Source organism: Archangium lansingense (assembly GCF_026626635.1).
GTDB classification, from domain to species: domain Bacteria; phylum Myxococcota; class Myxococcia; order Myxococcales; family Myxococcaceae; genus Archangium; species Archangium lansingense.
This window is the reverse complement of record NZ_JAPNKA010000001.1, coordinates 1,513,296-1,540,149: the sequence shown is the minus strand read 5'-3', so window position 1 is coordinate 1,540,149 and position 26,854 is coordinate 1,513,296. Positions and strand designations below refer to the sequence as shown.

Below are 26,854 nucleotides of genomic sequence, written 5' to 3'. Positions count from 1 at the left end.
AAGACACCTCTTTGGATTGATCTGTCACTGTCCGACGTCAGCCTTGGCTCCGCCATTGCCACATATCGGGCAGGTACGGGCACGGCAGTTGGAGTATAAACAACTCCTGACACTGCGGCAAAGAAAACTGGAGCTACTTCCGAGGACTCGGCAGCCAGATCAAACCGTGCTGCAACCATGGGGAACACCCCGGCCAGGTCGAATGGAACGCAGCTCATCCCAAAGACAAAACATCGGGCATCCCAGAGTATTGACCGCGTGCTACATCGGCTCCAACGAGCTGCGCATCGCCCATGGCGCTCAATCCGCCACCAGCACTCGTGGCGGACAGCCGGTCACGCTGAGCATCCAAATCATCGATTCGTACGGACAGACCCCCACCGTCACGTGGTCAGCTCCCACGGGCAGCTTCAACACGCGGGGAGTCACCGCCACGGCGGAGCTGTTCGACCCGAGCCAGGGGACCTGGTCCCTCACCGGCACCATGACGTCCCCCGCATCCAGCACGCCACCGCCCTGCTGCCTTCCAGCAAGGTGCTCGTCTCTGGCGGCGACGCCAGCAGCGACATCGTCGCCACGGCGGAGCTGTACGACCCGGCCTCCGGCTCCTGGTCTTCTGCGGGCAACATGAGAGCCGTCCGCTCTTCGCACACGGCCACTCCGCTGCCCTCGGGCAAGGTGCTCGTCTCCGGCGGCCGCGCCGGCAGCTACTACTTCGCCTCGACGGAGCTGTACGACCCCACCACCGGCTCCTGGTCCCCGTCGCCGATCTGGGCTCCATCCGCGCGGTCCATACCGCCACCCTGCTGCCCTCGGGCCAGGTGCTGGTGGCTGGCGGACGTAACGATGTGGGCTCCTCCTCCTCCTCGGAGCTCTTCACGCCGTAGCACGGAGGCGTTCCACTCCCGGGCTGACGGAAAACCCCTCCCAGCAGGTGTTCGCGCACACCGTCATGCCCGATATCATCAAATGCCGATTTTCAAGGAAAAGCCATTTAACAAAATCAAAAAGAATGTCGTGAAAATGTAGCTTATGCCGAAAATCGGTATTCACCTTCTCGCTCCACGACGAGAGGACGCCCGTGACGTCCTGACCTCGCCGGAGACGAGCCGCCAGAAGGTCTCCTTGTCGCCATTCGAGGGCTGCCGACAGGGCCCACGCATGCGCCGTCGCACGCCCTGCGTTGCGCACTGAAGAGGAGTGCAGGGGGCGACGACGACCGTGAGAGGGAAGCCGAGCCCGAGCAGCCGTGCGAGCCCCGGGCCTGTCCGTCAACTCGTGATGACCACCTTCCCCCGCGTGCGTCTTGCCTCGAGATGCCGGATGGCGTCGGGGACCTCGCTCAGCGGGAAGCTCCGGTCGATGAACGGGACGACCTTGCCGGCCTCGAGGAGTTCCTTGACGAAGGTCAGGTGCTCCCGGTTCGGCATCGACAGGTAGTTGCGGAACTTCCTGCCCTTCGAACTCGAAACCAGCGGGCCGAGGAGCATGGCCTGGAAGAGCGACCCGGTGGAGCCTCCGGCCAGGACGTAGGTCCCCGTGGGACTCAGGGTTCGCTTGAAGTCGAAGATGGAGCGGTAGGCTGCGGCGTCGAGGATGAGGTCGTACGGGTGCCCGGTCCGGGTGACGTCCTCCCGGGTGTAGTCGATGACGTGGTCGGCGCCGAGCGAGCGCACCATGTCCTGCTTCCCGGTGCCGCAAACCGCGGTGACCTCCGCTCCCAGGGCTTTGGCGAGCTGCACGGCGAACGAACCCACGCCGCCCGACGCGCCAAGGATGAGGACGCGCTGGCCCGCCTGAAGCCCTCCGGCGCCGCGGAGGCCCTCGAGCGCGGTGACGGCGGCCATGGGCACGGCGGCGGCCTGCTCGAAGGTCAGGTTCGCCGGCTTCGGCAACAGCTTCGCCTCGCGCGCACAGACGTACTCCGCGAAGGCGCCGAAGCCGCAGTCGGAGATGTCTCCGAAGATCTCGTCGCCCGGCTGAAACCGCGTGACGTTCTTGCCGACGGAGACGACCCGCCCCGCGACATCCGCCCCGAGGATGGCGTACTTGGGGCCGCGCAGCCCCATCGCGAGACGCATGATGAGCGGCTCCCCTCGCATGAGGTGACAGTCGGCCGCGTTCACGGACGCCGCCCGGACGGCAATCAGGACCTCGTCGTCGCGAGGGGCCGGCGTGTCGACCTCCTCGAGCCGGAGGACATCGGGAGAACCGTATCGGGGACAGACGATGGCTTTCATGGCAACCCCCCTACGCGTGCCGGGCGGTCTCATTGCAGGAGACGCATGGGCTACCCTACTCCAGTCCGCGCTCGCCTCCTCCGCACCTGCGCCTCCCTCTCAGGACTTCAGGAAGCTTCGCCCGTCCGCCCATGGGAATGGCATTGTCCTCTTTCAAACACAGGAGGACTTCATCCTTGAAACCCCTTCCCCTGATCCTCGTCACCTCTCTCGCGGTCTCCAGCGTGGCCCGTGCCGGAGACTATCGGGGCGCGCTCGCCATGTGTCAGAAGGATGCGCGCACCGCCGTACTCCGGATCCAGAAGGGCGGCCCCGCCGAGGGAGCCTTCATGTTCCGGACCGTCGAGGCGTATAGGCGGGAGAGAAGCCATGTAGAGGGTGAGGGCTGGAGCGGAGGGGCCGAGAAGGGCCGCTGCCGGGGCCAGCAAGGCCGCGCGCCGCGCCGGCACACGGGACGGTACAACCCCTTGGGGCACACCCCTGCCCTGGCCGCCTTCGATTGAGGAGAGAGGCAGGGAGTTGGGGCGTATTGACAGAGCGGCTGCGCCAGGTTCAGCACCACCCCTGCTGGGGTGGTCCCCGGGCCGGGGCCCGCTTCAGAGCCCGGGCCGAGGTGTCAGACGATTCGTAGGAGGCAATATGCCTGTACGAGTCCTTTGACACCTTCCCCAGACACCTTCCCCAGCCCCTCGTTTCCCTTCAAAAAACATTGCGGACTATTATATTGCGCACAACATAATTCCCTTGGAGGATTCATGTCTCAAGACGTTGCAGTGGCACGGCCCAGTCTCCTGAAAACCATTGCACGCCTCTGGCTGGGAGCCTCCTTGCTCCTCGCGGGGGCGGGCCACCTCACGTGGGCCCGTACCGAGTTCCTGGCCCAGGTCCCGAAGTGGGTGCCACTCGACGCCGACTTCGTCGTCCTCGCTTCGGGCGTGGTTGAGCTCGTGCTCGGCGCGGCACTCCTCTTCGCGCGCCGCCTGCGCACTCAAGTGGGGTGGGTGGTGGCCGCGTTCTTCGTCGCCGTCTTCCCGGGCAACATCTCTCAGTACACCAACGGCATCAGCGCGTTCGGTCTCGACACCGACAGGGCGCGGTTCATCCGGCTCTTCTTCCAACCCGTCCTCGTCGCCTGTGCCCTCTGGTCAACCGGCGCGTGGGCGGCCTATCGCGCGTCGAAGCGCCCGAAGTGACGCTCGTACAAGGACCGCGGGGACCTCTGCCTGGGTGGCGATGAGACGCGGCTGGCCTGGCGGTGCCGACCCGAGGTGTCGGACGATTCGTAGGAGGCAATATACCTGAACGAGTCCTTTGACACCTTCCCAGGCGCTCGGGTTGTTCAAACGGAAGGCCGTGGGAGGCGTCCTGTACCTGTTCGATTCGCACGCGTGGGTTGAGGCTCCGCAGTTCCGTTGCTCAAGAGTTGTAGATCAGGGCCGCCTGGGCCGGCGTGTGCCCCAAGAGGGCCGCACGGCATGATGGCCGACCGTGGAGGGGCAGGCGGCGCTGGCCTTCCTGCCGGCTCGCCAGGGGACCGGGACCCGGCTCCATTCGAGAGCAGGAACAGACCAGACAGCGCAGGTCCGTACCGTGTTTTCTCCCACGGATTCGGGCCCAATGACGTCGCCGGTCCGTTCGCCCGGTCGCGTTGTCCTCGCCGTTCCCCGTCTCCCCCTCACCCGGAGTCTCCACATCATGAGCTCGACCCCTGTCTCCTCCCACCGCGGACTCGATGCCCTGCTGACGCCCGATAACACCGTGCTGGTTCTCATCGACCATCAGCCCTACCAGTTCGCCAACCTGCACAGCCACGAGCCGACGATGGTGCTGAACAACGTGATTGGGCTGGCCAAGGGCGCCAAGGCCTTCAACGTGCCGACCATCCTCACCACCGTCATCGAGGAGCGCGGCGGCTACCTCGTCAAGGGTCTGCAGGACGTCTTCCCCGAGCAGAAGCCCATCGACCGCACCTTCATCAACACCTGGGAGGACAGCCGCGTCGTGGACGCGGTGAAGAAGACCGGGCGGAAGAAGCTGCTGCTCGCCGCGCTATGGACGGAGATCTGCCTCGCCATGCCCGCCATTCAGGCCGCAGGTGAAGGCTTCGAGGTCTACGTGGTCACGGACGCCTCGGGCGGCGTCAGCGCCGAGGCGCACGACATGGCGGTGCGGCGAATGCAGATGGCGGGCGTGACGCCCATCACCTGGATGGCGGTCATCGCCGAGTGGCAGCGCGACTGGGCCCGCGAGGCCAGTGCCGCCGCGCTCGCCAGCATCGTCGGCGACCATGGAGGCGGCAGCGCCGTGGCCTACGCCTGGGAGATGCAACTGCTGGCGGGTCGGACCCGCCGGGGCATGTGAGCGAGCTGTCTTCCTCTCCCCTATTCGGGGGATGTCACTCCTCCATTCCGCTGACATCGTTCTCCTGAGGTCCGTCTCCTTCAGGGAGATTCAGGAGGACGATGTCGTGGAGACGCGCGCGGAGCGACTGAGCCCGCTGCCTGAGAATGTGGTTTGCGCTGCCGTGGTTCGGCGGGAATGGAACGGGGTCTGCGCGGATGTGAACGAGATTCGCTGTTCGGGCCCCACCGAGCACTCCTTGTTCCTGGCTGACCACACGCGACTGAGCGCGCTGCTGGAGGAGGTGGGGGAACCCTGCGAGCCCCGCCTCCGCGCGGGGCGGCCCTGTCCCATCGGCTACGTCCCCCGTCAGTTGAACATCATGCCCGCCGGCATGCCGCTGTGGGGCTACAGCGCCCACTCCCGGCTGGTGCGCGATGTCGTGCTCGCTTTCGACCTGCCAAGGTTGGGTGAACGCCTGGGGCAGGTGTTGAGCTCGGACGCCCTGACCGCGCCGCGCCTGCGCTTCGCCGACGACCGTCTCTGGACACTGATGCGCCTGCTCGCCGGAGCGGTGGAGACCAACGACCCCTCCACCCAGCTCTACGGCGACGGGCTGACGGCCGCCATCTTCGCCTTGTTGGGTTCTCGTCGTGAAGAAACCCCAGCGACTCGCAAGGGGCTGGCGCCGTGGCAGTTGCGGCGGGTCATCGACTTCCTGGAATCGCGCCTGCCCGAGCGGGTCGAGTTGTCGAGGTTGGCCGCGCTGGTGGACCTGTCTCAAGCGCACTTCAGCCGGGCCTTCAAGGCTTCCACCGGCGTAGCGCCGTATCAATGGCAACTGCAGGCCCGGCTCAAGCGCGCGCAGGAAATGATGGTGACGACGTCCGCCTCGCTGGAGCAGGTCGCCGAGGCGACAGGCTTTGCCGACGCGGTGCATTTCGGCAAGGCCTTCCGACGGGCACATGGCATGACGCCCGCGATGTGGCGGCGGGTCTACGGACGCGGAGCCGGGTTCGAACGAACCCGGGGGTGACCCATCGGCGCCGGGCCGGAGAGGTTGAGATAGCCCTGGGCCGCCATGTCGCCGGTGGTCGTCAGGAAATCCGGGCCCTTCCGCCAGCACCTTTCGCCTGCCTCCACACCGCGGACAGGCGAACACGTCCAGTGCTTTCCGTCCTGCGCAGCAGCCCGGCCCACTCCACCCGCGACACTCCGTCACCAGGCCGCGCACCACGCGCGGGCCAGGTGCGGAGCGGATGACCCGGGGTGGCATCACCCGTTGTCGACGGTGACGGTCACGGCGGCCGAGGTGCCCACGTTGCCCGCGGCGTCATAGGCCCGCGAGGTCAGCGTGTGCGTGCCATTCGCCGCGCTGGCCGTGTTCCAGGTGTACGTGTAGGGCGCCACCGTGCGGATGCCCAGGAGGTTGGCTCCGTCGTAGAACTCGACCTTCGTCACGCCCACGTTGTCGGAGGCCGTAGCGGTGAGGTTGACGGAGCCGCCCACCACCTCTCCCGAGGTGGGCGCGGTCAGGGCCGTGGTGGGCGCACTGGCATCCCCGGCCCCGACGTTGAACACCAGGTCGTCGTGGTCGGTGTACGCGTTGCTCATGCACGCCCCGGTCGGGCTGCCTCCATAGCGGAACAGTCCACGGATGACATGGTTTCCGGCCAGCGCCGTCGCCGGCAGGGTGTACGTCGCCGTCACCACCTGTGCACCGGCCGTGGGGACATTGAACGTGCCAATGCGGACCCAGCTCGGACTGGTGGTCCGGGGGCTGTAGTACAGGTCCAGGGTATCCAGGCCTCCGGTGAGCCAGGCCCACACCGTCGCCTCGATCTTCACCGTCTTTCCCGTCGCGAGAAGCGAGCCATCCACCGTGGACACCTTGAGCTGATCCAGCGACGGAGTGGAGTGATAGGTGCCGCTCGTACCGTCCGGACACGTGCCCCCGAGCGTGTTGGGCTGATTGGGCTCGGGACCCAGAGGCCCCCGGCCATCGAGCAGCGTGCCCGAGCCGCAGCTTGAGGCCGAGCTGGCGCACCGGGGCACCTTGAGGCCGCTGTCGTAGAGCGCGGTGGCCACGACGGGGACATTCACGGCGTTGACGGTGATCGCCACGGTGACCACGTCGGAGCTCAGGTTCCCGTCCGTCGCCTGATACGTGAAGGAGTCCGGCCCCGCGTAGCCGCTCTGGGGGGTGTAGGTCAGGCCCGGGCCGGTGCCGGAGAGCGTCCCATACGAGGGCGCCGTCACCACCGGGTAGGCGAGCACGTCGCCGTCCGGATCCGTGGCCGACAGGGTCAGCCCCACGGGCGAGCCCGCGGTGGCCACGACATACACGTCCCTGGCCACGGGCGCGTCATTCACCGACGTCACCATCAGCGAGATGGTGCCAATGGCCAGACCCGTTCCATCGGAGACCTGGTACTGGAACGAGTCGCTGCCGTAGTAGCCGGCCGCCGGGGTGTAGGTCAGGTTGGGCGCGGTGCCGGAGAGCGTGCCACGCACCGGGCTGGAGATGACCGAGTAGGTGAGGGGCTGGCCTAGGCTGCTGGTGCCCGCAAGCGTCACCGCAACCGCCGTGTCCTCGGCCGTGGTGAACGCCACGTCCGGAGCCGTGACCGTGCCAGCATCGAGCCGGACCACCTTCCCACCCGTGATGCCGTTGACGGAGAACGACAGCAGGTAGTGGCCCGGCCGGAGTCCGGGCGCCACGGCGTCCACCGTGGTGCTCGAGAAGCCGGTGGGGGCGAGCCGCGTGAGGGCGCCACCTCCCAGGGGCATGAGCGTCACCGCGGAGGGGTAGTTCGTGGGGGAGGAGGCGTAGTAGCCAATGCTGGCCTCGGAGACACCGCGGAAGCGGGTGCCCGTCACCGTGAAGGCAGCGCCCTGGGTGAGGAGCTCGGGCTGCGTGAGGAGCGGACGCCAGGCCTCGTTGGCCCCCACGTCGTCGTAGGCCGTGGCCACCGTCACCAGGGAACCGCCGCTGCCGCCGCCCAGGAGGAGGGCCCGGCCCGAGGGCAGGAGCACGGCCGCGTGCGAGCCCCGGCTCGTCACCAGGGTGAGGGAGCTGACCGTCCAGGCGTTCGTCTTCGGATCATAGAGCTCCAGCGAGGAGAGGCCCGTGCCCGCGGTGTCCTTGCGGCCGCCGGCCACCAGCACCTTGCCCGAGAGCAGGAGCGTCGCCGAGGTGTTGTCACGCGCCGTCGCGAGGTTGCCCGCGGCGCTCCAGGTGCCCGTGGCCGGGTCATACCGCTCCGCCGAAGCGAGAAAGGTGCCCGCGGCATCGCGGCCCGCGGCCACCAGCACCTGGCCGGTGGGCAGGGGCACCGCCGTGTGGCCCACGCGCGCCGTCGCGAGGCTGCCCGTGAGGCTCCAGGTGCCCGTGGCCGGGTCATACAGCTCCGCCGAGCCGAGGACGCCCGCGCCCCCGTTCCCCGCAGTCACCAGCACCTTGCCATTGGACAGCGGCAGCGCGACATGCCCCTCGCGCGGCTGGACCAGGGCGCCCGTGGGGCTCCAGGTATCCGTGGCCGGGTCATACAGCTCCGCCGAGCCCACGAGGGCTCCCGTCGCATCCACGCCGCCCGCCACCAGCACCCGGCCATCGGGCAGGAGCGTCGCCGTGTGCCACGAGCGCGCCGTGGACAGCGAGCCCGTCTCGATCCAGGCGTTCGTGCCGGGGTCGTACCGCTCCGCCGAGGCGAACGCGGTGGTGCCGGAGCTGTCGGCTCCACCCGTCACCAGCACCGAGCCATCGAGCAGCAGCGTCGCCGTGTGGGCGTTGCGTGACACCACGGGCGCGCCGGTGGTGCTCACGCTGTTGTTGACCGGATCCACGAGCTCGGGGGCGGCATTGTTCCCAGTGGCGTCACGCCCTCCCACGACGAGCACCTTGCCGCTGCGCAGCAACGTCGCCGTGGGGCTGGCGTGCGCCGTCGCCAGGAAGATCTGCTGGGACTGGCTGGCGCTGGTCGGGTCGAAGATATCCGCGTTCTTGAGGATGCCATTGCCCTGGCCGCCGACCACGAGCACCCGCCCGTCGGGCAGGAGCGTCGCGAGGGGAGAGGTGCGGGCGAGCGGCAGGGGGGTGGAAGCGGTCCAGGTTCCCGTGACGGAGTCGTACAGCTCGGTGGAGGCGAGCGCGACGTTGCTCGTCCCATTGCCCCCCGCGGCCAGGACCTTGCCGTTGGGCAGCAGCGCTGTCGCGCAATAGGCTCGGGGCGAGGTCATCGACCCGGTGGCGGACCAGGTGCCCGTGGCCGGGTTGTACAGCTCCGCGCTGGAGAGCGACGCGGTGCTGTTGTAGCCGCCCGCGACGAGCACCTTGCCGTTGGGCAGCAGCGTTCCCGAGGGAGAACGGCGGGCATTGAGCATGCTGCCCGTGGAGGACCAGGTGCCCGTGGCCGGGTCGTATAGCGCGGCCGTGGTGATGATGGTGGTGGAGGGGCCATAACCCCCCGCGACGAGCACCTTGCCGTTGGGCAGGAGCACCGCGATGTGCTGGGCGTGGAGCTCGGGCATGTTACCGGTGGAAGCCCAGGTGCCCGTGGCCGGGTTGTAGAGCTCCGCGCCGGACAGGTTGGAGCCATTGAAGCCACCGGCGATGAGCACGCGCCCATCGGGCAATACGGTCGCCGTGTGCTTGGAGCGGATGACCGCCATGGAGCCCGTGGCCGTCCAGGTGTTGGTGGCCGGGTCGTAGACATCCGCGGTGGCGAGCGAGCCGCCCCCGGTGGTCCCACCAGCGGCCAGGACCTTGCCATTGGGCAGCACGGACAGCGTGTGATCGGCGCGGACGGTGCTCATCGAGCCGGCGGAGGACCAGCTTCCCGAAGCGGGGTCATACAGCTCCGCGGTGGCCGTGTAGCCCGAGTTGTTGGACCCGCCGGCGACCAGGACCTTGCCGTTGGGCAGCAAGGCCGTCGCGAAATTCCAGCGAGCAACCGCCATCGCTCCCGTGGAGGACCAGCCCGGATCCACCACCACGGGGCCACTCAGGCCCTCCAGTCCGAGCACCAGCTCCACGGAGAGGGTCCGGTCCACGAGCGCGTACCGGGCGGGCTCCCGGTGGGTGGGCACCACGCCCCGCAGCCGGGTCTCGCCCTGGCGGGAGAGTCCCCGCGCGTCCCGCGCCACGCCGTAATGCATGCGAAGCACCGGCCGCTCGTTCGCATCGAGGAACTCGAGGTACTCCTGAGCGTCGCGCACCGCCACGATGCCCTCCGGGACGGAGACGTCATAGCGGGCGCGGTGCTCCTGCCCTCCCGAGGGCAGCACGAGGTACTCCTCCGCGCGCTGGGTCACCCAGCGTCCCGCGTGCGTCTCGGTCCTCTCTCCGACCGGAGTCCACAGGTGATGGGGACCATAGAAGGCGGCTCCCCGCACGGTGCGCCGCGTGGGCTGCTCGCCCGTCACCCCGAGCGCCTTGACCTGGAAGAGATGGCCCCGGGTGGCGAGGGTCATGGGCTGGCCCTCGGTGGCGGGCAATTCCACCTCCAGGGCCCCCTCGGGCTCGAGGGGGACGGCGGTCTCGCCGTCGGCGAGGTCGGGGTAATACGCCTGGACGAGCGCCAGCGCGTCATCCTCCCGAGAGCGGACGTCCTTCAGCGCCTCGAGCGTGGGACGGGAGCGAGGAGGAGTCCCCTGCTGGTCACCGGAGCGCCCCACCTGGACCCAGCCCTGGACGGTGCTCGGGGTGTCGGAGGAGGAAGGCTCGAGGGGTGACTGACAGGCCACCAGCGCGAAAAAGGAGAGGAGAAGGATTCTGGGTCTGAATGAGTGCATGTATCTGCTGGGCGGAAGAAGTCCGCCTCAGACGCATCTAAATCCAAACCTCTGACACGGGCTGATTGACGCGGGCTGATTCGCCTCCTCTCCTTCCCCGGTTCCTTCCGGTAGAACATGGCGCCCTGCCCTCTCACCCGGGAACCGCCATGAACCCCACCGCTCCCCGCGCATCACCCTCGAGCTCAGTGGACCGCTCGCCCTGCTCGGCATCAACCGCGCCGACAAACGCAACGCTTTCGACGTCACGATGCTCCGGGCCTTCGCCGCGGCCATGACCGAGGCGGACCGCCATCTCCAGCGGGGAGCGGCTCTTCCCCGAGGGCCTCATCGACCCGTGGGCCATCCAGGGAGAGGTGCGGACCAAGCCGCTCATCGTCGCCGTGCAGGGCCTGTGCTTCACGCTCGGCATCGAGCTCATCCTGGCGGCGGACATCGCCGTGGCGTATAGGCGGGAGAGAAGCCATGTAGAGGGTGAGGGCAGGAGCGGAGGGGCCGAGAAGGGCCGCTGCCGGAGCCAGCAAGGCCGCGCGCCGCGCCGGTACACCGGACGGTACAACCCCTTGGGGCACACCCCTGCCCTGGCCGCCCTCGCTTGAGCAGAGCGGCTGGGAGTTGGGGCGTATTGACAGGTTCGATTCCCGCCACTTCCAGCCGTGCAGCCCCCTTTGGGCACACGCCGGCCCATGCGGCGCAGCAGGGGCGTGGGTTTTCTGGGGCACTGCGACGGCTTACGGAGTGGGCCTCCGCCCAGACCTCGAGCTCCTGGCGGGTCGAGCATGAACGCTCGTCAGGGACGGCATGACGGGTCGCCGACTCCAACAGCGTCGAGCATCGGACGCATAGCGGCGCTCCGGCTCACCGGCGACCTTCCGCTTCTTATGATGAGAAGGAAGGGGCACCGCCCTGAGGTCCCTGGAGGTCGAGCCATCCACACCCGCTCAGAGGTCAAGGGAGCTCTCCCGCCGCTTCGGCAGCCCCGGAGCGAGAAAGCACGGTCCCCGAACACCCTCTTCCTGGTGTCCACGGACCTCCGTCGTCAGCTCGAAGGTGGAATCGAGACGCTGGAGCTTGCTCACGCGCGCTACGTCCTCCTGGAGAAGGCCCTGTGCGAGAAGCACTGGCAAGAGGCGGTGCAGGAGCGGTGGGACAGCCTGGGGGAGCTGATCCTCCAGGAGCCCGAGTGTGAGGAGGCCCTGGCCCGCCTCCTCCATCGGGCCAAGGTGGAGCGGTGGCCCGAGACGGAGCCCACACACGCGCGAGTCCGGGAACTGGAGTTGCTCCGGACCCGGCTGGAAGCACTCACGCGCAGGCGTCTTTGCATGCCAGCGAGGTCGACGGCCCGCCTCGGGGAGGTGCTCGCCCGGCTCCATCAGTTGCTGGCCCGGACGCTTGCTCCCCCTGTCTCCTCCGAGGAGCTGCTGCTGCATCAAGGCGATTTCAAGTTGGACACGACGGCGACACTGCTGCTCCTGCCGTTGCTCTGCTTCCTGCCCATGCTCCTCGTCTTCTGCACGGGCTTCGTCGCGTCAGGGGGTCTGTGGCTCACCCTGAGCCAACTGGTGTGTTCCCTGATGATTCCGTTCCTTCCTTTCGTCTGCCAGATGCTCCAGCGCCATCTTTCCGGGAGGTTCTGGCTCACCCAGAAGCGACTGGTCTGGCAGCCCACGGGGAGAGACGCCATCCACATTCCCCTCCACGCCATCTGCCCTGGCGGCGTCCAGCTCCGATTCACCGGAAGTGTGGAGGTGCGTCTGGTGGATGGGCGCCAGCTCCGCCTCGACTTCATCCGGGGCGCGAAACAGCTCGTTGCCCTGCTGGAGAGGTACGGCCCGGCCTCGCGGCCTGTCGCGTCTCGCGCGGGCACTCGACCGCGTGCTCGCGGCATGCGCCAGGCTCAACGACGCCGTGGAACCTCGTGAGGTTTGTCCGAGGATGAAGGCCCCCGCTCACTGGATGCACTACATCAACGTGAAGAGCGCCGACGAGACCGCCAGGCGCATCAAGGAAAAGGGCGGCAAGGTGCTCAACGGCCCGATGGACATCCCCGGCGGAGACCGCATCGCCCAGTGCATGGATCCGCAAGGCGGTGTGTTCGCCATCTATTCGGCGGGTAAGCGCGCATAGAGTTGCTCATTCACACCATGGGGGCCACGGGCTCGGCGTGCACGTTGCGCGAGCCCAGCGGGGGCATCGCGGCCATCAGGGCGCGCAGCCGCTGGGCGTCGATGGGCTTGTCGAGGCAGGGCAGGCCCGTCCCGGCCAGGAAGGCGCGAGACTGCTCCGTGAAGGCGCCTCCCGTCATGAAGATGACCCGCTCGGCCTGCTCCGGCGCCACCCGGGCCAGCTCCTCGTAGAACCGGGGGCCGTCACATACGCCAGCACTTTTCGCCTGCCTCCACACCGCGGACAGGCGAAGCCCGTCCAGTCAGCCCGAGCCCCAGCGTGGAGCCCCCCGGCAACATGTAGTGGTACACGCAATGTCGCTGGGTTTCGCGCGTAGGGCTGGTACGAGGCACCACCCCGTTCCAGCTCTCGCGAGACCATGTCCCTCCTACGAACCTGCTCCTCCCTGCTGCTGCTGGTCCCCTCGCTCGCCTTCGCCAAGGCACCCTCGCCCGCCGCGCAACGCTGGTGGTCCCACGTCGAGGCACTCGCCGGGGATGACATGGAAGGGCGAGACACGGGCAGCGCGGGCCACCGCCGCGCCGCCGAGTACGTCGCGGCGAAGCTGGCCGAGCTCGGAGTCCAGCCCGGCGCGGGCCAGGGCTACCTCCAGGACGTCCCCCTCGTTTCCCGTCAGGTGGTGAAGGAGCGCAGCCGGATGGCCCTGGTCCGCGAGGGCCAGGAGCAGCCGCTCACCCTCGACCAGGAGCTCCTCCTCAGTCCGCTCACGAGCCACTCCGGTACCGTGGACGCCGGGCTCGTCTTCGTGGGGTACGGCCTGAGCATCCCCGAGGCCGGGTATGACGACCTGGCCGGTCAGGACCTGAAGGGGAAGATCGCCGTCATCGTCCTCGGAGGCATGCCCTCGAGCGTCCCCGGCAACCTGGCCTCCCACTACAGCACGCCCGAGGAGCTCGCGAGGACGTTCGTCCGCGCGGGCGCGGTGGGTGTGATCGCGCTGCCGAACCTTCACGTCATGGAGATCCCCTGGGAGCGCGCGGTGGAGAGCCAGCGGCACCCGGTGATGGCGCTGGCCAACCCCACGGGCCAGGAGACGGGTGACATTCCGCTCTTCACCCTCTTCAACCCCGCGGCCGCCAACAGCCTGCTGGCGGGCAGCGGCCACACCCTCGAGGAGCTCCTCGCCCTGGCGGACGCGGGCAAGCCGATGCCGCGTTTCCCCCTCCCCGTCTCGCTGCGCGGCGAGGTGGCGCTGGAGAAGTCGGAGCTCTCCTCGCTCAACGTCGTGGGCCGCCTGCCGGGCAGTGATCCGACGCTGGCCGGTGAGAGCGTGGTGCTCTCGGCACACCTGGATCACCTGGGCCTGGGCGCGCCGGAGAACGGAGACCGCGTCTACAACGGCGTCATGGACAACGCCACCGGCGTGGCCGCGCTGCTGGAGGTGGCCCGTACCCTCCAGGACAAGAAGCAGCACCCGCGCCGCACGGTGCTCTTCGTGGCCGTGACGGGTGAGGAGAGGGGGCTGCTGGGCTCGCGCTGGTTCGCCTCGCACCCGCCCGAGGGCAGCGGCCGGATGGTGGCCGACCTCAACCTGGACATGTTCCTGCCGCTCACGCCGCTCCAGCGGCTCGTGGCCTACGGCGTGGAGGAGTCCTCGCTGGCCGCGCCGCTGAAAGCGACCGCCTCGCGCATGGGCGTCGAGGTGATGAGGGACCCGAACCCCGAGGCCAACGGCTTCACCCGCAGCGATCAGTACAGCTTCATCCTCGAGGGCGTGCCGGCGATGTCCTTCCGGTTCGGCTACCGCAAGGGCTCGAAGGAGGAGCGCCTGCACAAGGAGTGGCACGCGAAGCGCTACCACGCACCGGGGGATGATCTGTCGCAGCCGGTGGATCGCGAGGGCGCGGCCCGCTTCGTGAGCCTGCTGGCCGACCTCACCTCGCGCGTGGCCGATGCCCCCGAGCGCCCGAGCTGGAACAAGGACAGCTTCTTCCGTCGCTTCGAGCGGCCCGGGGCTCCGGCCCCCACCGCGCGGCCGGTCCCCTGAGCCGGCGCGCGGTGGCGGTACCTCAGGCGCGCGACGGAGCCTCGCCGTGCGCCGGGGGCGCCCAGAGCAGCCCGGCGGAGTGCAGGAGGCGCTCGTTGCCCAGCCGCGAGAGCGCCTCGCACAGCCCGGTCTGATCCAGCAGGTGCCGCTCGCAGCTTCCCCAGTCCAGCCGCAGCAGCAGTCAGGACGTCTCGGCGCGCACGGTGGCGGTGGCCGACAGGCCGAGCATCAGGGCGATCTCACCGAACATGTCGCCCTCCCCCAGCGTCCGCACGAGGCGCTCGCCACCGCCCGGCTGGGGATGCAGCACCTGGCACCGCCCCCGCAGCAGCAGGTACAGGGCGTCCACCGGCTTGCCCTGCTCGAGCAGGGTCGCGCCCCCGGGCCTGGCGCAGAGCTGGAAGTCCCGCGCGACGGCCTCCCGCCGCTCGGGCGAGAGGAGTGAGCTCCAACACCGCCGTGCGCTCGAAGGCCTTGACGCTCGCGAGCCGCGGCACGTCGGAGAGGATGGACATCTCCCCGAAGAAGTCGCCCTCGCCCAGGAAGGCCACCGTGCGCCGCCGCCCCGACTTCAGCGTCCGCACCAGCGTATAGGCGGGAGAGAAGCCATGTAGAAGGGTGAGGGCAGGAGCGGAGGGGCCGAGAAGGGCCGCTGCCGGGCCAGCAAGGCCGCGCGCCGCGCCGGTACACGGGACGGTACAACCTCTTGGGGCACACCCCTTGCCCTGGCCGCCCTCGCTGAGGAGAGAGGCAGGGAGTTGGCGCGTATTGACAGCGGCTGCGCCAGGTTCAGCACCACGCCTGCTGGGGTGGTCCCCGGGCCGGGGCCCGCTTCAGCGCCTGCGTGGGCAGTCCCAGGTGCTCCACTCTCGAGCGCACCCCAGCCGCCGCCGAGGTGTCCGCCGAGGTGTCAGACGATTCGTAGGAGGCAATATGCCTGTACGAGTCCTTTGACACCTTCCCCGGACACCTTCCCCGGTACGAGTCCTTTGACACCTTCCCCGCAACGGGATGAGGAGCGCGAATGTAGCCCTTCCTCCGTCTGCGCTAAGCGCCTGCCTGCACCTCCAGCGTGGGGCAGAGCGGTCCCCTCAGTCAGCCGCTGACCGCTCCTCCGCCGTGCCGAGCGATGGCGCAGAGGAGGCGATCCAAGTTAAGGGGCTTGAGAAGCACTTCGTTCGCGTCAATCGGGTTGTCTGACAGGTTGCGGCTGGCGGTCATGACGACGACCGGGATGGAGCTCAACCCAGGTTGGCTCCGCTGCGCTTCGCGAAAGTCCCACCCGCTCATCCCGGGCATCATGAGGTCAAGGAGGATCAGGTCGGGCGGATTGTCGCGGTCGAGCGAAGCGAGCGCTGCCTCGGCCCCGGAGAAGGGTAACGTTTGGTGCCCGACGTCACCTAGGACATCGCACACCGCTTGGAGCAGATCCTCGTCGTCGTCGATCACTGCAATCTTCCTCGTGACGCTCATACACTCCTCGGGAGGACGACGGTGAAGGTCGATCCCGCTCCAGGCCGACTGTCACAAACAATGGTGCCATGTACGGCATCGACGATCTGCCGGACGATCCAGAGGCCCAATCCCAGTCCCCCGAAGTGGCGCTCCGAAACGGCGCGCTCAAAGCGCTCGAAGATCCGAGCCCGGTCCGCCGGTGCGATTCCGAAGCCCTGGTCCCGCACCGCCAGGATGACCTCGGTGGCAGACGCCTGCACTGAGACGTCAATGGGTTTTCCCTGCCCGTACTTCAGCGCGTTCGACAGAAGATTGGTGAGGACCTGGTCAAGGCGCAGGGGATCCCAATATCCAACCACCGGGCCGTTCACCTGAAGGGAGATGGGTGAACCGCACTCGGGCGTCAGCCGTTCGACCACGTCTTTGGCAACCCGGGCAAGGTCCACATTCTCCGGCTGGAGTTGAAGCTGACCTGGATCCACGCGCGACACGTCCAGCAGCCCACTGACCAGGCTCTCAAGGCGGTCTGCTTGACGGCGGATCGTTCGCGCACGCGACAACAGCCGCTCGCTCATCCCCGATGTCGACGAGAGAAGGTGGATCAGTCCGTCAACCTGCAGGGTCAGCGTCGTCAATGGCGTGCGGAGCTCGTGGGAAGCGATGGAAAGGAACTCGTCCCGGACCTTCACCGCCTGGCGCAGCTCGTCGACAAGGTGGCTGCGCTCCTCCTCCATGCGCTTGCGCTCGGAGATGTCGGCCGAGATGCCAGCCATGCGCAACGGCTTGCCCTGTTCGTCGCGGAAGACCTGGCCCCGGCACTCAATCCAATGGAGCGACCCGTCGGGCCAGAGAACCCGGTGTTCCAACGAATAGGACGGGCGGGTTCCGTCCAGCGCTTCGGTGAGGGCCCGCTCGGTCTCGGCCCGGTCCTCGGGGGACAGCATGCGCAAGTAGTCCTCGCAGCTGTCGGAAAGCTCACCCCGCTGGACCCCGAAGAGTGTCTCCATCTCGTCCGACCACGTGATCTTGTCACTGCGGATGTCCCAGTTCCAGGTCCCCATGTGCGCGGCCTCCAGCGCAAGGCGGAGCCGCTGATCGCGTTCCAGGATCTCCTGCTCGGCCTGTTTGCGCGCGGTGACGTCCCGCGTGACCGCCAGGTGGACCACCGCGCCTTCTGCCTCATCGCCAAAGGGAACTGCGCAGGTCTCCAACCAGCGGCGCGTGCCGCGCAGACCAACGGTCTCGAACTCAAGGGACTCATGGTGCCCCTGGATCACGCGCGCGTGCATGTTCTGGAATGCCTCACGGTGTTCCGGTGCAATCAGGGGGAAGACCTTCTTCCCAACAACCGCCTGGGCGCTGTCCGCCTCCACCATGGCCAGGCCGGCCGCGTTCATTTCCAACAGCGTCCCGTCCGGCGAGACCAGCTTCACGCACTCAGGCTCATTGTGGATCAGGGTTCGCAGTCGGGTTTCACTGCGGGTCGCCGCCTCCTCGGCCTTTCTCTGCACGAGCTCATTTCTGCGGCGTAGTTTGGCTCCCGCGATCGCCTGCGCAAGCTCCGCGGTCAGTGCCTCTTCCTCGGTGATGCTGCGGCAACGAACTTCGCCGCTGCCAACGGGGGAGAGCCGCCATTGGCGCAAGAGACCCAGGTGACGCGCGGGTTCGCTCAGGATGAGCACCGCCGGGATGGGATCCAGGGCGTGAAGCTCCTCACTCAGGCGCAGCGGCTCCTCAACGCCAGTCCCAAGGACCACGGCGTTGACGGTTTCCTTACGCTCCCGCAGGCGGGCCAGGATCCGTGCGGGACTGGACTCATCCGTGAAGGCAACCTCCGGATGGCCCTCTCTCAAGAGCGCCGCCGTCGGCACATCAACGGCTATGCAGATCACGGACTCCATGGCGCTACTAGCTCCCCGACGGGCAAGAGGAATTGCCTGCCGCTTCCTGAAGTGGCTAACACCAGGTCCTCGGCCCAGCATTGCCGCCAGGGTTGAGTGGGCAGGGTGTCCCGGCGCGCCTGCTCGCCTGCTCTGCCGCACGCCCGGCTTCGCCTGGGACGCGTGCTGCCAGCCCTTCCACCCCCGTCCGGAGCATAAGAAGTATAGAGGCCCGGTTAAGAGCGCGCGGGGAGGTAGACAGTGGGCGCAGTGGGTCCTCGAGCGTGAGCGGAAGGTGCCGAGTCCCCCGAGGCGAATGGCTGCGGACACCCGCTGGACGCACGCCTGGTTGCCCGCGCCAGGCAGAGGAGCGCTAAAGGCTGGCCTGCAGGCCGAGGTGACACTCACTGCCAGAATGCGGCCTGCGGCGGCCCTCGCGCCGGGGCGAGCGGAGGCGGCACCTCGGGCAGATTCAAATGCCGCAGGATGCCCCTCACAACGGGCCCATGCGTCAGCCAGGCCAGCACCCGCCGCCTGCCCCGCCCTCCGCACAGGTGAAGACGTCCAGCGTCGTTTTTCCGCAAACGACAAAACCGGCCAGAGAGGGGGACCGCGTGCTCGATGGTGACGTGCTCTCCCGTCACCACGACGCGCTCGATGAGCAGGCGCACCAGCCGTTGCCTGCCCTCAAAGTCGAGCGAGTCGAGCCCCTCACGCACGGCCGCGGCAAAGGCCTCCAGTTGCGCTTTCCGCTCGCCCAGCCGCTCCTCATCGGCATGCTGCGCCTGGAGTTCCTTGGCCCGGGCGCGCGCTGCCTCAAGGGCAGCCTCCAGTTGCGCGCGCCGCACCTTCAACTCGTCCACCCGCAGGGCGCCCTGCTGGTAGGCGTCCACCAGGCGCTCCACCTGCCTCTCGAGGTTTCTACACGTTGACTCGAGGCGAGCTCGCTCGCGTGCCGAGGCCTCTTCTCCCTCTCGGCGCTCCTGCCAGGAGGCGACCTCCTCCACCAGAATGCGGGGCTCGCGCAGCCACTGGCACACTGCGCTCCATACCGTCGCGTCCAGCGCCTCGGCCCTGAGGTACTGGGCCTTGCAGCGTGCTGCACGCCCACTGTCCTCGGGGCCTCGGCTGCACCCGTAGTAGTGGTAGTCGCCCCGTCCGTTGGACTGCGCGCGACGGAAGCAGGACATGCGCAGTCCGCACTGGCCGCACACCACCAGCATGCGCAGCAGGTAGCTGTAGCGCACGTTGCGCGAGGAGAGCACCTTGTTGCGTGCCAGCTGCAGCTTCACCGCCGCTTGCGTGGCCTCGTCGACGAGGGGCGGAATGGGCCACGTCTGCCACTGCTCGCGCGGGCGGAGCAGGTAGCTGCTCTTGGCTACCTTGCGCAGAGCCGCGGCCTTGCGCGGATGTGTCGGCACGGCGGCCATCAGCCGGTTGTAGACGGCGGTGCCGGTGAATGCCGGGTTGACGAGGAGGTGGCGGACGCTGGCGCCCGTCCAGCGCGCCGCGCGCCGTGGCCGCACGCCCTGGGCGGTGAGTCGTCGTGCGACTGCGCGCGCACTCAGGCCCTCCTCCAGCACCCAGCGGTACATGTCGCGCACTCGCGCGGCCTCCTCCTCGTGGAGGACGACTGTCTTCTGCCGCCCGTCCGGACTCGTCACCAGGCGGTAGCCGTACGGTGGCCGCGAGAAAGGAGGCGTCTGGCCCGTGCGCACCTTGTGCAGGCGCCCGCGTCGGGTGCGCTCGATGATTTTTGCCCGCTCGTACTCGGCGATGACACCCTGCATCTGCACCAGCAGCTTGTCCTCGGCCTTCTCCCCAATGGGCCGCTCGACGAAGTGCACGCGCACGCCTCGCGCAGCCAACTCCTCGAGCACCACCTGCTGGTGCACGTAATTGCGCGCCAGCCTGTCGGGTGCGAAGACGAGCAGCACATCGAGGAGGCCGTCGGCCGCCGCGTCCCGCATGGCGTCGAAGGCAGGCCTGTCCAGCCGGGTACCACTGAAGCCCTCGTCCACGTAGCAGTGCTGCGGGGGCACCTGCAGGCCCAGCTCCGCGGCAGCCTTGTGGAGCGCCGCGATTTGCGAGGCAACCGTCTGCTCCTGCTCCTGCCGCGCCGTGGAAACGCGAGCGTAGAGCGCAGCTCTTTCAGCCATCATCGGCTCCTCTCTTGTTGCCCAACTCAACGACGTCGGGACTTGTTACTTCGCTTGCCTCGGCTGGAGGCCCTTGGGGCCTTCCGGCCGCGCCGTGGGCAGCGTCCAGGAGCAGCTGCACGGCGCGCCCCATCCGCTCGCGGCCGTCGGCTGTCGGGGCGGGCTTCCACTCGACGCTCCACTCTCTCTTGCGCACCCTTTTCGCGTGGTGCAGCCGAACGTGGACGGCCAGCGCTGCCGCCCTCCTGCTTCACCTCAGGAGGTGTAGCCGAGGGCCAGCTGCGCTTGGGCACCCGACGGTGCAGGGTGAACCGCACCAGCCTTTTGTCGTTTGTGGCTAAACCGCCAATGCGAACGTCCTGCGCAGCAGCCCGGCCCAATCCACCCGCGCCGTCCTCTGATTCCTCGGCTCCTCCACCGTCGCGGCCAAGGAGAGGCTCTCCTTCTGTGGGCCCGCCTCCGTCCCCGCTTGAGGGAACTGGCCGTGTGCACGGTCATCTACGTGATCGTCGGAGCGGTGGCCACGGGCCTCATTCCGTACCAGCAGCTCAAGTCCTCGGACCCGCTCGCGCACGCCTTCGAGGTGGCCGGGCTGACGAAGTTCAGCTGGATCATCTCCCTGGGCGCGGTCGTCTCCATGGCGGCGGTGCTGCTGGTGTTCCAGTACGGCCAGCCGCGCATCTTCTACGCCATGGCGCGCGACGGCCTGCTGCCCCCCTGGGCGGCGAAGATCCACCCCAGGTACCGCACGCCCCACGTCACCACGCTCATCACCGGCGTGCTGGTGGCGATCGGCTCGCTGGTGGCCGATGACGCCGCCACGTACGACCTGACCAACATCGGTACCCTGTCCGCCTTCATGCTGGTGTGCCTGGGCGTGCCCGTGCAGCGCCTCAAGGACCCGGACCGGCCCCGGCCCTTCAAGGTGCCCTTCGTGTGGCCGGTGTCGCTCGCTGGCGCCGCCGCGTGCCTCTTCGTCATGAAGGGCCTGCCCGTGCACGCCTGGGAGCGCTTCGGCATCTGGCTGGCCATCGGCCTCGTCGTCTACTTCGCCTACGGCTACCGCAACTCCGTGCTGCGGCGGGGCGTGGCCCCGGTGAACCTGGAGGCCCCGGTCAGCCCGAACCCCGGCGTGGAGCCCCCCGGCAACATGTAGTGGCACACGCAATGTCGCTGGGTTTCGCGCGTAGGACTGGTACGGGGCACTTCCCCGTTCCAACGCTCGCGAGACCATGTCCCTCCTTCGAACCTGCTCCTCCCTGCTGTTGCTGGTCCCCTCGCTCGCCTTCGCCAAGGCGCCCTCGCCCGCCGCGCAACGCTGGTGGTCCCACGTCGAGGCAATCGCCAGTGACGGCCTGGAGGGGCGCGACACGGGCAGCGAGGGCCACCGCCGCGCCGCCGAGTACGTCGCGGCGAAGCTGGCCGAGCTCGGCGTCCAGCCCGGCGCCGGCCAGGGGTACCTCCAGGACGTCCCCCTCGTCTCCCGCCGGGTGGTGAAGGAGCACAGCCGGATGACCCTGGTCCGCGACGGCCAGGAGCAGCCGCTCACCCTCGACCAGGAGCTCCTCCTCAGCTCGCTCACGAGCCGCTCCGGTCCCGTGGACGCCGGGCTCGTCTTCGTGGGCTATGGCCTGAGCATCCCCGAGGCCGGGGTACGACGACCTGGCCGGCCAGGACTTGAAGGGGAAGGTCGCCGTCATCGTCCTCGGAGGAATGCCCTCGGGCGTCCCCGGCAACCTGGCCGCCCACTACAGCTCGCCCGATGAGCTCGCGAGGACGTTCGCACGCGCGGGCGCGGTGGGCGTGCTGGCGCTGCCGAACCTTCGCGTCCTGGAGGTCTCCTGGGAGCGCGCGGTGCAGGGCCAGCAGCACCCGGTGATGGTGCTGGCCCACCCCACGAGCCAGCAGAGCGTAGACATTCCGCTCGTCACCGCCTTCAACCCCGCGGCCGCGAACACGCTGCTGAAGGGCAGCGGACACACCTTCGAGGAGCTCCTCGCCCTGGCGGACGCGGGCAAGCCGATGCCTCACTTCACCCTCCCCGTCTCGCTGCGCGGCGAGGTGGCGCTGGAGAAGTCGGAGCTCTCCTCGGTCAACGTGGTGGGGCGCCTGCCGGGCAGTGAGCCGAAGCTCGCCGGTGAGAGCGTGGTGCTCTCGGCGCACCTGGATCACCTGGGCCTCGGCGAGCCGGTGAACGGGGACGGGGATCGCGTCTACAACGGCGTCATGGACAACGCCACCGGCGTGGCCGCGCTGCTGGAGGTGGCCCGCGTCCTCCAGGAGAAAAAGGCGCACCCGCGCCGCACGGTGCTCTTCGTGGCCGTGACGGGCGAGGAGAAAGGCCTGCTGGGCTCGCGCTGGTTCGCCTCGCACCCGCCCGAGGGCAGCGGCCGGATGGTGGCCGACCTCAACCTGGACATGTTCCTGCCGCTCACGCCGCTCCAGCGGCTCGTGGCCTACGGCGTGGAGGAGTCCTCGCTGGCCGCGCCGCTGAAAGCGACCGCCTCGCGCATGGGCGTCGAGGTGATGAGGGACCCGAACCCCGAGGCCAACGGCTTCACCCGCAGCGATCAGTACAGCTTCATCCTCGAGGGCGTGCCGGCGATGTCCTTCCGGTTCGGCTACCGCAAGGGCTCGAAGGAGGAGCGCCTGCACAAGGAGTGGCACGCGAAGCGCTACCACGCACCGGGGGATGATCTGTCGCAGCCGGTGGATCGCGAGGGCGCGGCCCGCTTCGTGAGCCTGCTGGCCGACCTCACCTCGCGCGTGGCCGATGCCCCCGAGCGCCCGAGCTGGAACAAGGACAGCTTCTTCCGTCGCTTCGAGCAACCAGGGACTCCGGCCCCCACCGCGCAGCCGGCCCCCTGAGCCGGCGCGCGGTGGCGGTACCTCAAGCGCGCGATGGAGCCTCGCCGGGCGCCTGGGGCGCCCAGAGCAGCCCGGCGGAGTGCAGCAGGCGCTCGTTGCCCAGTCGCGAGAGCGCCTCGCACAGCCCGGTCTGATCCAGCAGGTGCCGCTCGCAGCTTCCCCAGTCCAGCCGCAGCAGCAGGCAGGACGTCTCCGCGCGCACGGTGGCGGTGGCCGACAGGCCGAGCATCAGGGCGATCTCCCCGAACATGTCGCTCTCCCCCAGCGTCCGCACGAGCTGCTCGCCGCCGCCCTGCTGGGGGTGCAGCACCTGGCACCGCCCCCGCAGCAGCAGGTACAGGGCGTCCACCGGCTTGCCCTGCTCGAGCAGGGTCGCGCCCCCGGGCCTGGCGCAGAGCTGGAAGTCCCGCGCGACGGCCTCCCGCCGCTCGGGCGAGAGGAGCCGGAAGAGCGAGTTGCCCCGCAGCACGTCCGTCAGCAGGCGCTCGCGGTGGTAGGCCCGCAGGGCCTCGGCCACGGAGGGGAGCCGCTGGATGATGCCCTCCAGCCGCTCCCGCGAGAGCTCCAACACCGCCGTGCGCTCGAAGGCCTTGACGCTCGCGAGCCGCGGCACGTCGGAGAGGATGGACATCTCCCCGAAGAAGTCGCCCTCGCCCAGGAAGGCCACCGTGCGCCGCCGCCCCGACTGCAGCGTCCACACCACCTCCACGCTCCCCTCCACGATGGCGAACATGGAGCTGCCCGGCTCTCCCTCCTCGACGATGACCTCCCCCGGCTGGAATTCCCGCAGCTCCAGGGCCTCCATCACCGACAGGAACTCCTTCTCGCCGAGCCGCGCGAACAGCGAGACGCGCTCGGGCTCCGCCTCCCCGCTCGCACGCGACAGGCTGGCCGAAACCCGCGTCAGGAGCCTCGGCACGGGGGGCCCCGACGGAGCCTGGGGATCCATCCGCCGGGCATCGAGCCCCGCGAGCAGCCGCTGCGTCGGCTCATGATCCGGCTCGAGCCGGCGTATAGGCGGGAGAGAAGCCATGTAGAGGGTGAGGGCTGGAGCGGAGGGGCCGAGAAGGGCCGCTGCCGGGGCCAGCAAGGCCGCGCGCCGCGCCGGTACACGGGACGCTACAACCCCTTGGGGCACACCCCTGCCCTGGCCGCCCTCGCTTGAGCAGAGAGGCAGGGCGTTGGGGCGTATTGACAGCGGCTGCGCCAGGTTCAGCACCACGCCTGCTGGGGTGCTCCCCGGGCCGGGGCCCGCTTCAGAGCCTGCGTGGGCAGTCCCAGGTGCTCCACTCTCAAGCGCACCCCAGCGGGGGCCGTCACACACGCCAGCACCTTTCGCCTGCCTCCACACCGCGGACAGGCGAAGCCCGTCCAGTGAGAACGTCCAGCGCAGCAGCCCGGCCCACTCCACCCGCGCCGTCCTCTGCTTCCTCGGCTCCTCCTCCGTCGCGGCCAAGCAGAGGCTCTCCTTCTGTGGTCCCTCCTCCCTCCCCGCTTGAGGGAGCGGAAATGGCCGGAGCCTGGCGCCCGGAGCGAAGACGCCATGAAACCTCGTGAGGTTCGCCCGAGGCGGAGGCACCAGGGACGCCAGGCGACGGAGCAGTTCCAGCCCGGTGAAGAAGAGATGCGTGGTGCCGTCCGCCAGCGGGCGCTTCATCCGGTACGCTAGGCGGCCGTCCTGCGCTCGTGACAAACGCTCCAGCGCCAGCGCACCGCGTGCTCCGTAGCGGCACAGCCGCTCCACATCCCATTCGCAGACTACGATACATGCAGAGCCGGTTTCGGGCTGCGTGACCATCACCCTGCCGACTCATCCGCTCCAAGGCGTGCAGCTGCCGGTCATCCGCACCGTCCGCAGCCAGGACGGCAGGCGGTACATCGACGTGGAGCACCCACCTGGCTGGTGCATGAGGCTTCCGATTGAGTGGACAGACCGCTCCTCACCTCTGGTCCCACCCAGCATCGGCGGTCGTGAGGTTCGCCTCCGCATTTCCGACCTTCTCAAGCTCGCTGATGCTGTAGAGGTGGCACTTCGCCGGGAGCCTGCCCCACCGCCTGCTCCTGGCTCAGCGGTTGAGCATAGCTTCATCCAAGTCACCTCGGTCGACACGACCCGCGGCAATCCGATAGGCCCTTCTCGGAGCGTGGACACCCCTCTTGCACCAGGTGCTCCACGCCGAGGCCGCAAACGCGAAGGAAAGCGATGAATGAGAAGGGCGCGGCCATTCCAAAACCCGTTTCCGAGAAGAGGGGCATTATGCATAGCGCACCCAGGCCCTGCCTGTCGTTTTCGTGAAGGTGCGTATTGGCATGCAGGGAGAAGCCTTCCAGCAAGGCGCACCGGGGCTGCTTTCGGGGAGGGGGCCGCACGTCCACCTCCGTCCAGCGCAGCCGCTGCTGCAGGGAGTGCGCCTGGTACACCTGCAGCGCGTCCTGGGGCCCGTGCGCGGGCAGGGCCCCTCTTTTCTCCAGCAGGCGCAGCACTCGGTGGCGTACCCCCTTCAGCAGCCGCTCCACCTCGGCTTGCGTGGGCGGCGGCAACGGCTCGAAGCGCACGCTGCCTTGAAGGGTGTCAGACGATTCGTAGGCGGCGTCTTCGCCAGCTCACCTACGCCCCCATCTGGAGGAGCACGGTGCCCTGCTTGTGTCCCGAGTCGACGCGGCGGTGGGCCTGGGCGCTGTCTTCACAGGGATAACGGCGGTCGATGACCGCGCGGAGCCGTCCCGTCTCGGCGAGCTCCCTGAGAAAGCACAGGTCTTTCCTCTTCGCGCTCGGCGGCCGCAGGCCGGTCAACGCCAGGACGGCTCTCCTGCTCCCGAAGAAGCGCGTCCAGAGCACGTCCGCGAACATCCCCAGGGTGGGAACGGTGGAGGAGGTAGATGCCCCTGTCCGTCAGCGCGTCCTCGCAGCGCGAGAAGGAGCGCTCCACCGTCACGAGTTCCACGGGTGCATCCGGCCCGCCCACGTCCTTCCAGTTCTTCACCTCGCCGGTGAAGAACGCCTTGAGCTGGTTCCGGCTGAGGTTGGGGACGGGATTGTCCGGGTGGACGTACACCGCGAGCGCGGCGTAACCGATGATGACGTAATAGGGCTGCTGGGCCTTCTCCGTGCTCGTGAGCGAGCGCGCCAGGCCGCCCAGGTCCGCACGCCCCTCCATCACGAGCTTGAAGCCCTCCGCAGAGCCGACGTAGTGCTTCGCCTCGATGGGCCGCCCTCCTCGCCGCTCGAAGCCCTCGCTGAACGGGCGCAGGACGGCGTTGCCGATGCTGCCGGAGCCCGCGTAGACGAGGGACGGGGACGTGTCGGCCGGCTTCTGGCAGCCCGAGCCCCAGCCCCCGAGGAAGCAGTACGAGCCCGAGGACCCACGCGCGGGACCGCACCCTGGTGAAAGCCCTACGAGACTGGACGGAGGAGACGAACAAAACGGCGCGGGAGTGTACCGAATGGGGACCGGGCCGGGTGCGCACTCGGCGTAGGAGCGAGAGAGGGGAGGAATAGGCTGCCCGGTAACCAAGCGGGTTGCGAGTACCCGCTCTCGGCCTAGGCAGCGCTGCGCTTGCCCCCGTGTCGAGCACACATCATACTCAACCGTCTCACCCAGCACACTACCTACCTCTACGGGGAGATATCGCATGGAACCGGTAACGCTCGCGGCCGTGACCTCTGCCATCACCGTTCTTGGCACCAAGGTGGCCGAGGGAGTAGCCACTCAGGCAGGCAAGACCATGTGGGATCGCGTGCTCAAAGTTTTTGGTTGGAGCGCGGCCCCGCCTGTTGACGGACTTGCACAAACGACCGCCGAGCATCTCCAGTCGCATCCTGAGCATGCGGCGCAGGTCATCCATGTGCTCAAGCAGGACGCGGGTTCGGTCGGCATGCTCGTCGGCCGCATCGACGCTGAGAAGGTCATCGTGGCCCAGAACATTCACAACATCAACATGTGA

24 protein-coding genes and 3 pseudogenes are annotated in these 26,854 nt (G+C 68.6%); 14 read left to right on the top strand and 13 right to left on the bottom strand.

The window, feature by feature from the left end:
- Positions 1-473: 473 nt before the first annotated feature.
- Positions 474-629: a hypothetical protein gene (locus OV287_RS06225; protein ID WP_267533058.1), complete on the bottom strand. Its 156-nt coding sequence runs from the start codon at positions 627-629 to the stop codon at positions 474-476.
- Here OV287_RS06225 and OV287_RS56375 point away from each other — a divergent pair.
- Positions 568-1,029 carry a Kelch repeat-containing protein gene (locus tag OV287_RS56375; protein WP_373371905.1) on the top strand — a complete coding sequence of 154 codons (462 nt, stop codon included), beginning with the start codon at positions 568-570 and terminating at the stop codon, positions 1,027-1,029. The genes OV287_RS06225 and OV287_RS56375 overlap by 62 nt on opposite strands.
- Before the next feature lie 242 nt (positions 1,030-1,271).
- Here the strand turns inward: OV287_RS56375 and OV287_RS06215 are convergent, their stop codons facing one another.
- Entirely contained in the window at positions 1,272-2,240 is a 969-nt protein-coding gene (locus OV287_RS06215) for an NAD(P)-dependent alcohol dehydrogenase (RefSeq protein ID WP_267533056.1), read from the bottom strand.
- A 176-nt stretch (positions 2,241-2,416) separates the two neighbouring features.
- Here OV287_RS06215 and OV287_RS06210 point away from each other — a divergent pair, with 176 nt between their 5' ends.
- The 4 genes from OV287_RS06210 to OV287_RS06195 all read left to right on the top strand — a co-directional run bounded on the left by OV287_RS06210 (position 2,417) and on the right by OV287_RS06195 (position 5,616).
- Entirely contained in the window at positions 2,417-2,743 is a 327-nt protein-coding gene (locus OV287_RS06210; protein WP_267533055.1) for a hypothetical protein, read from the top strand.
- A gap of 252 nt (positions 2,744-2,995) precedes the next feature.
- Positions 2,996-3,433, top strand: a complete 438-nt coding sequence (locus OV287_RS06205; protein ID WP_267533054.1) for a DoxX family protein — start codon at positions 2,996-2,998, stop codon at positions 3,431-3,433.
- A gap of 502 nt (positions 3,434-3,935) precedes the next feature.
- Entirely contained in the window at positions 3,936-4,601 is a 666-nt protein-coding gene (locus tag OV287_RS06200) for a hydrolase (protein WP_267533053.1), read from the top strand.
- Positions 4,602-4,707: 106 nt separating this feature from the next.
- Complete coding sequence (locus OV287_RS06195; RefSeq protein ID WP_267533052.1) at positions 4,708-5,616, top strand: AraC family transcriptional regulator; 909 nt, start codon at positions 4,708-4,710, stop codon at positions 5,614-5,616.
- Between the two features lie 239 nt (positions 5,617-5,855).
- Here the strand turns inward: OV287_RS06195 and OV287_RS06190 are convergent, their stop codons facing one another.
- Positions 5,856-10,373 (bottom strand): Kelch repeat-containing protein, encoded by a 4,518-nt coding sequence (locus tag OV287_RS06190; protein ID WP_267533051.1) that lies wholly within the window; start codon positions 10,371-10,373, stop codon positions 5,856-5,858.
- A 356-nt stretch (positions 10,374-10,729) separates the two neighbouring features.
- On the opposite strand from OV287_RS06190, the gene OV287_RS06185 reads away from it, so the two are divergent.
- From OV287_RS06185 to OV287_RS06175, 3 genes are all read left to right on the top strand, one after another.
- A complete protein-coding gene (locus tag OV287_RS06185; RefSeq protein ID WP_267533050.1) occupies positions 10,730-10,972 on the top strand; it encodes a hypothetical protein in 243 nt (80 codons plus the stop codon).
- Positions 10,973-11,392: 420 nt separating this feature from the next.
- Entirely contained in the window at positions 11,393-12,295 is a 903-nt protein-coding gene (locus OV287_RS06180; protein WP_267533049.1) for a hypothetical protein, read from the top strand.
- Positions 12,296-12,308: 13 nt separating this feature from the next.
- On the top strand, positions 12,309-12,500 hold the full coding sequence (locus OV287_RS06175; RefSeq protein ID WP_267533048.1) for a VOC family protein: 192 nt from the start codon (positions 12,309-12,311) through the stop codon (positions 12,498-12,500).
- A 10-nt stretch (positions 12,501-12,510) separates the two neighbouring features.
- Here the strand turns inward: OV287_RS06175 and OV287_RS06170 are convergent, their stop codons facing one another.
- Positions 12,511-12,711: a hypothetical protein gene (locus OV287_RS06170; RefSeq protein WP_267533047.1), complete on the bottom strand. Its 201-nt coding sequence runs from the start codon at positions 12,709-12,711 to the stop codon at positions 12,511-12,513.
- A gap of 207 nt (positions 12,712-12,918) precedes the next feature.
- On the opposite strand from OV287_RS06170, the gene OV287_RS06165 reads away from it, so the two are divergent.
- Complete coding sequence (locus tag OV287_RS06165) at positions 12,919-14,547, top strand: M28 family metallopeptidase (protein WP_267533046.1); 1,629 nt, start codon at positions 12,919-12,921, stop codon at positions 14,545-14,547.
- A 181-nt stretch (positions 14,548-14,728) separates the two neighbouring features.
- Here OV287_RS06165 and OV287_RS06160 read toward each other — a convergent pair whose 3' ends face one another.
- From OV287_RS06160 to OV287_RS06140, 5 genes and pseudogenes are all read right to left on the bottom strand, one after another.
- Complete coding sequence (locus OV287_RS06160; RefSeq protein ID WP_267533045.1) at positions 14,729-14,896, bottom strand: cyclic nucleotide-binding domain-containing protein; 168 nt, start codon at positions 14,894-14,896, stop codon at positions 14,729-14,731.
- Positions 14,897-15,050: 154 nt separating this feature from the next.
- A pseudogene (locus OV287_RS06155) lies at positions 15,051-15,098 on the bottom strand (hypothetical protein); the annotation flags it as partial.
- Between the two features lie 544 nt (positions 15,099-15,642).
- Positions 15,643-15,996, bottom strand: coding sequence for a response regulator (locus OV287_RS06150; protein ID WP_267533044.1), 354 nt, complete (start codon positions 15,994-15,996; stop codon positions 15,643-15,645).
- A 20-nt stretch (positions 15,997-16,016) separates the two neighbouring features.
- Positions 16,017-17,903, bottom strand: a complete 1,887-nt coding sequence (locus OV287_RS06145) for a sensor histidine kinase (RefSeq protein WP_267533043.1) — start codon at positions 17,901-17,903, stop codon at positions 16,017-16,019.
- Between the two features lie 383 nt (positions 17,904-18,286).
- Positions 18,287-20,044, bottom strand: coding sequence for a recombinase family protein (locus OV287_RS06140; RefSeq protein WP_267533042.1), 1,758 nt, complete (start codon positions 20,042-20,044; stop codon positions 18,287-18,289).
- Positions 20,045-20,525: 481 nt separating this feature from the next.
- Between OV287_RS06140 and OV287_RS06135 the strand changes: the two genes are divergently transcribed.
- From OV287_RS06135 to OV287_RS06125, 3 genes are all read left to right on the top strand, one after another.
- Positions 20,526-21,197 carry an APC family permease gene (locus OV287_RS06135; RefSeq protein WP_267533041.1) on the top strand — a complete coding sequence of 224 codons (672 nt, stop codon included), beginning with the start codon at positions 20,526-20,528 and terminating at the stop codon, positions 21,195-21,197.
- A 76-nt stretch (positions 21,198-21,273) separates the two neighbouring features.
- The gene (locus tag OV287_RS06130) at positions 21,274-21,807 is read left to right on the top strand and encodes a zinc-binding metallopeptidase family protein (protein WP_267533040.1); all 534 of its coding nucleotides are present in this window, start codon (positions 21,274-21,276) and stop codon (positions 21,805-21,807) included.
- The gene (locus OV287_RS06125) at positions 21,719-22,909 is read left to right on the top strand and encodes a M20/M25/M40 family metallo-hydrolase (RefSeq protein ID WP_267533039.1); all 1,191 of its coding nucleotides are present in this window, start codon (positions 21,719-21,721) and stop codon (positions 22,907-22,909) included. The genes OV287_RS06130 and OV287_RS06125 overlap by 89 nt, the downstream gene beginning before the upstream one ends.
- A 22-nt stretch (positions 22,910-22,931) precedes the next feature.
- On the opposite strand, the gene OV287_RS06120 is transcribed toward OV287_RS06125, so the two are convergent.
- On the bottom strand, positions 22,932-24,047 hold the full coding sequence (locus OV287_RS06120) for a cyclic nucleotide-binding domain-containing protein (protein ID WP_506344830.1): 1,116 nt from the start codon (positions 24,045-24,047) through the stop codon (positions 22,932-22,934).
- Positions 24,048-24,500: 453 nt separating this feature from the next.
- Positions 24,501-24,707, bottom strand: a pseudogene (locus tag OV287_RS06115) (transposase); the annotation flags it as partial.
- Here OV287_RS06115 and OV287_RS56795 point away from each other — a divergent pair.
- The gene (locus OV287_RS56795; protein WP_506344822.1) at positions 24,700-25,116 is read left to right on the top strand and encodes a DUF5372 family protein; all 417 of its coding nucleotides are present in this window, start codon (positions 24,700-24,702) and stop codon (positions 25,114-25,116) included. The pseudogene OV287_RS06115 and the gene OV287_RS56795 sit on opposite strands and share 8 nt — an antisense overlap.
- A 401-nt stretch (positions 25,117-25,517) precedes the next feature.
- Here OV287_RS56795 and OV287_RS56370 read toward each other — a convergent pair whose 3' ends face one another.
- Positions 25,518-25,760: a zinc-binding dehydrogenase gene (locus tag OV287_RS56370; RefSeq protein ID WP_373371808.1), complete on the bottom strand. Its 243-nt coding sequence runs from the start codon at positions 25,758-25,760 to the stop codon at positions 25,518-25,520.
- 91 nt (positions 25,761-25,851) lie between these two features.
- Positions 25,852-26,544 (bottom strand): annotated as a pseudogene (locus OV287_RS06110) (substrate-binding domain-containing protein); the annotation flags it as partial.
- Here OV287_RS06110 and OV287_RS06105 point away from each other — a divergent pair.
- Positions 26,543-26,854 (top strand): hypothetical protein, encoded by a 312-nt coding sequence (locus OV287_RS06105; protein ID WP_267533037.1) that lies wholly within the window; start codon positions 26,543-26,545, stop codon positions 26,852-26,854. The pseudogene OV287_RS06110 and the gene OV287_RS06105 overlap by 2 nt on opposite strands.

What these genes read in the sequence shown, in the direction of transcription:
- OV287_RS06145 (WP_267533043.1), bottom strand. Translation starts at nt 17,903, where the DNA reads ATGGAGTCCGTGATCTGCATAGCCGTTGATGTGCCGACGGCGGCGCTC.
- OV287_RS06140 (WP_267533042.1), bottom strand. Translation starts at nt 20,044, where the DNA reads ATGATGGCTGAAAGAGCTGCGCTCTACGCTCGCGTTTCCACGGCGCGG.
- OV287_RS56370 (WP_373371808.1), bottom strand. Translation starts at nt 25,760, where the DNA reads ATGTTCGCGGACGTGCTCTGGACGCGCTTCTTCGGGAGCAGGAGAGCC.
- OV287_RS06225 (WP_267533058.1), bottom strand. Translation starts at nt 629, where the DNA reads ATGTTGCCCGCAGAAGACCAGGAGCCGGAGGCCGGGTCGTACAGCTCC.
- OV287_RS06190 (WP_267533051.1), bottom strand. Translation starts at nt 10,373, where the DNA reads ATGCACTCATTCAGACCCAGAATCCTTCTCCTCTCCTTTTTCGCGCTG.
- OV287_RS06205 (WP_267533054.1), top strand. Translation starts at nt 2,996, where the DNA reads ATGTCTCAAGACGTTGCAGTGGCACGGCCCAGTCTCCTGAAAACCATT.
- OV287_RS06175 (WP_267533048.1), top strand. Translation starts at nt 12,309, where the DNA reads ATGAAGGCCCCCGCTCACTGGATGCACTACATCAACGTGAAGAGCGCC.
- OV287_RS06165 (WP_267533046.1), top strand. Translation starts at nt 12,919, where the DNA reads ATGTCCCTCCTACGAACCTGCTCCTCCCTGCTGCTGCTGGTCCCCTCG.
- OV287_RS06200 (WP_267533053.1), top strand. Translation starts at nt 3,936, where the DNA reads ATGAGCTCGACCCCTGTCTCCTCCCACCGCGGACTCGATGCCCTGCTG.
- OV287_RS06215 (WP_267533056.1), bottom strand. Translation starts at nt 2,240, where the DNA reads ATGAAAGCCATCGTCTGTCCCCGATACGGTTCTCCCGATGTCCTCCGG.
- OV287_RS06105 (WP_267533037.1), top strand. Translation starts at nt 26,543, where the DNA reads ATGGAACCGGTAACGCTCGCGGCCGTGACCTCTGCCATCACCGTTCTT.
- OV287_RS06130 (WP_267533040.1), top strand. Translation starts at nt 21,274, where the DNA reads ATGTCCCTCCTTCGAACCTGCTCCTCCCTGCTGTTGCTGGTCCCCTCG.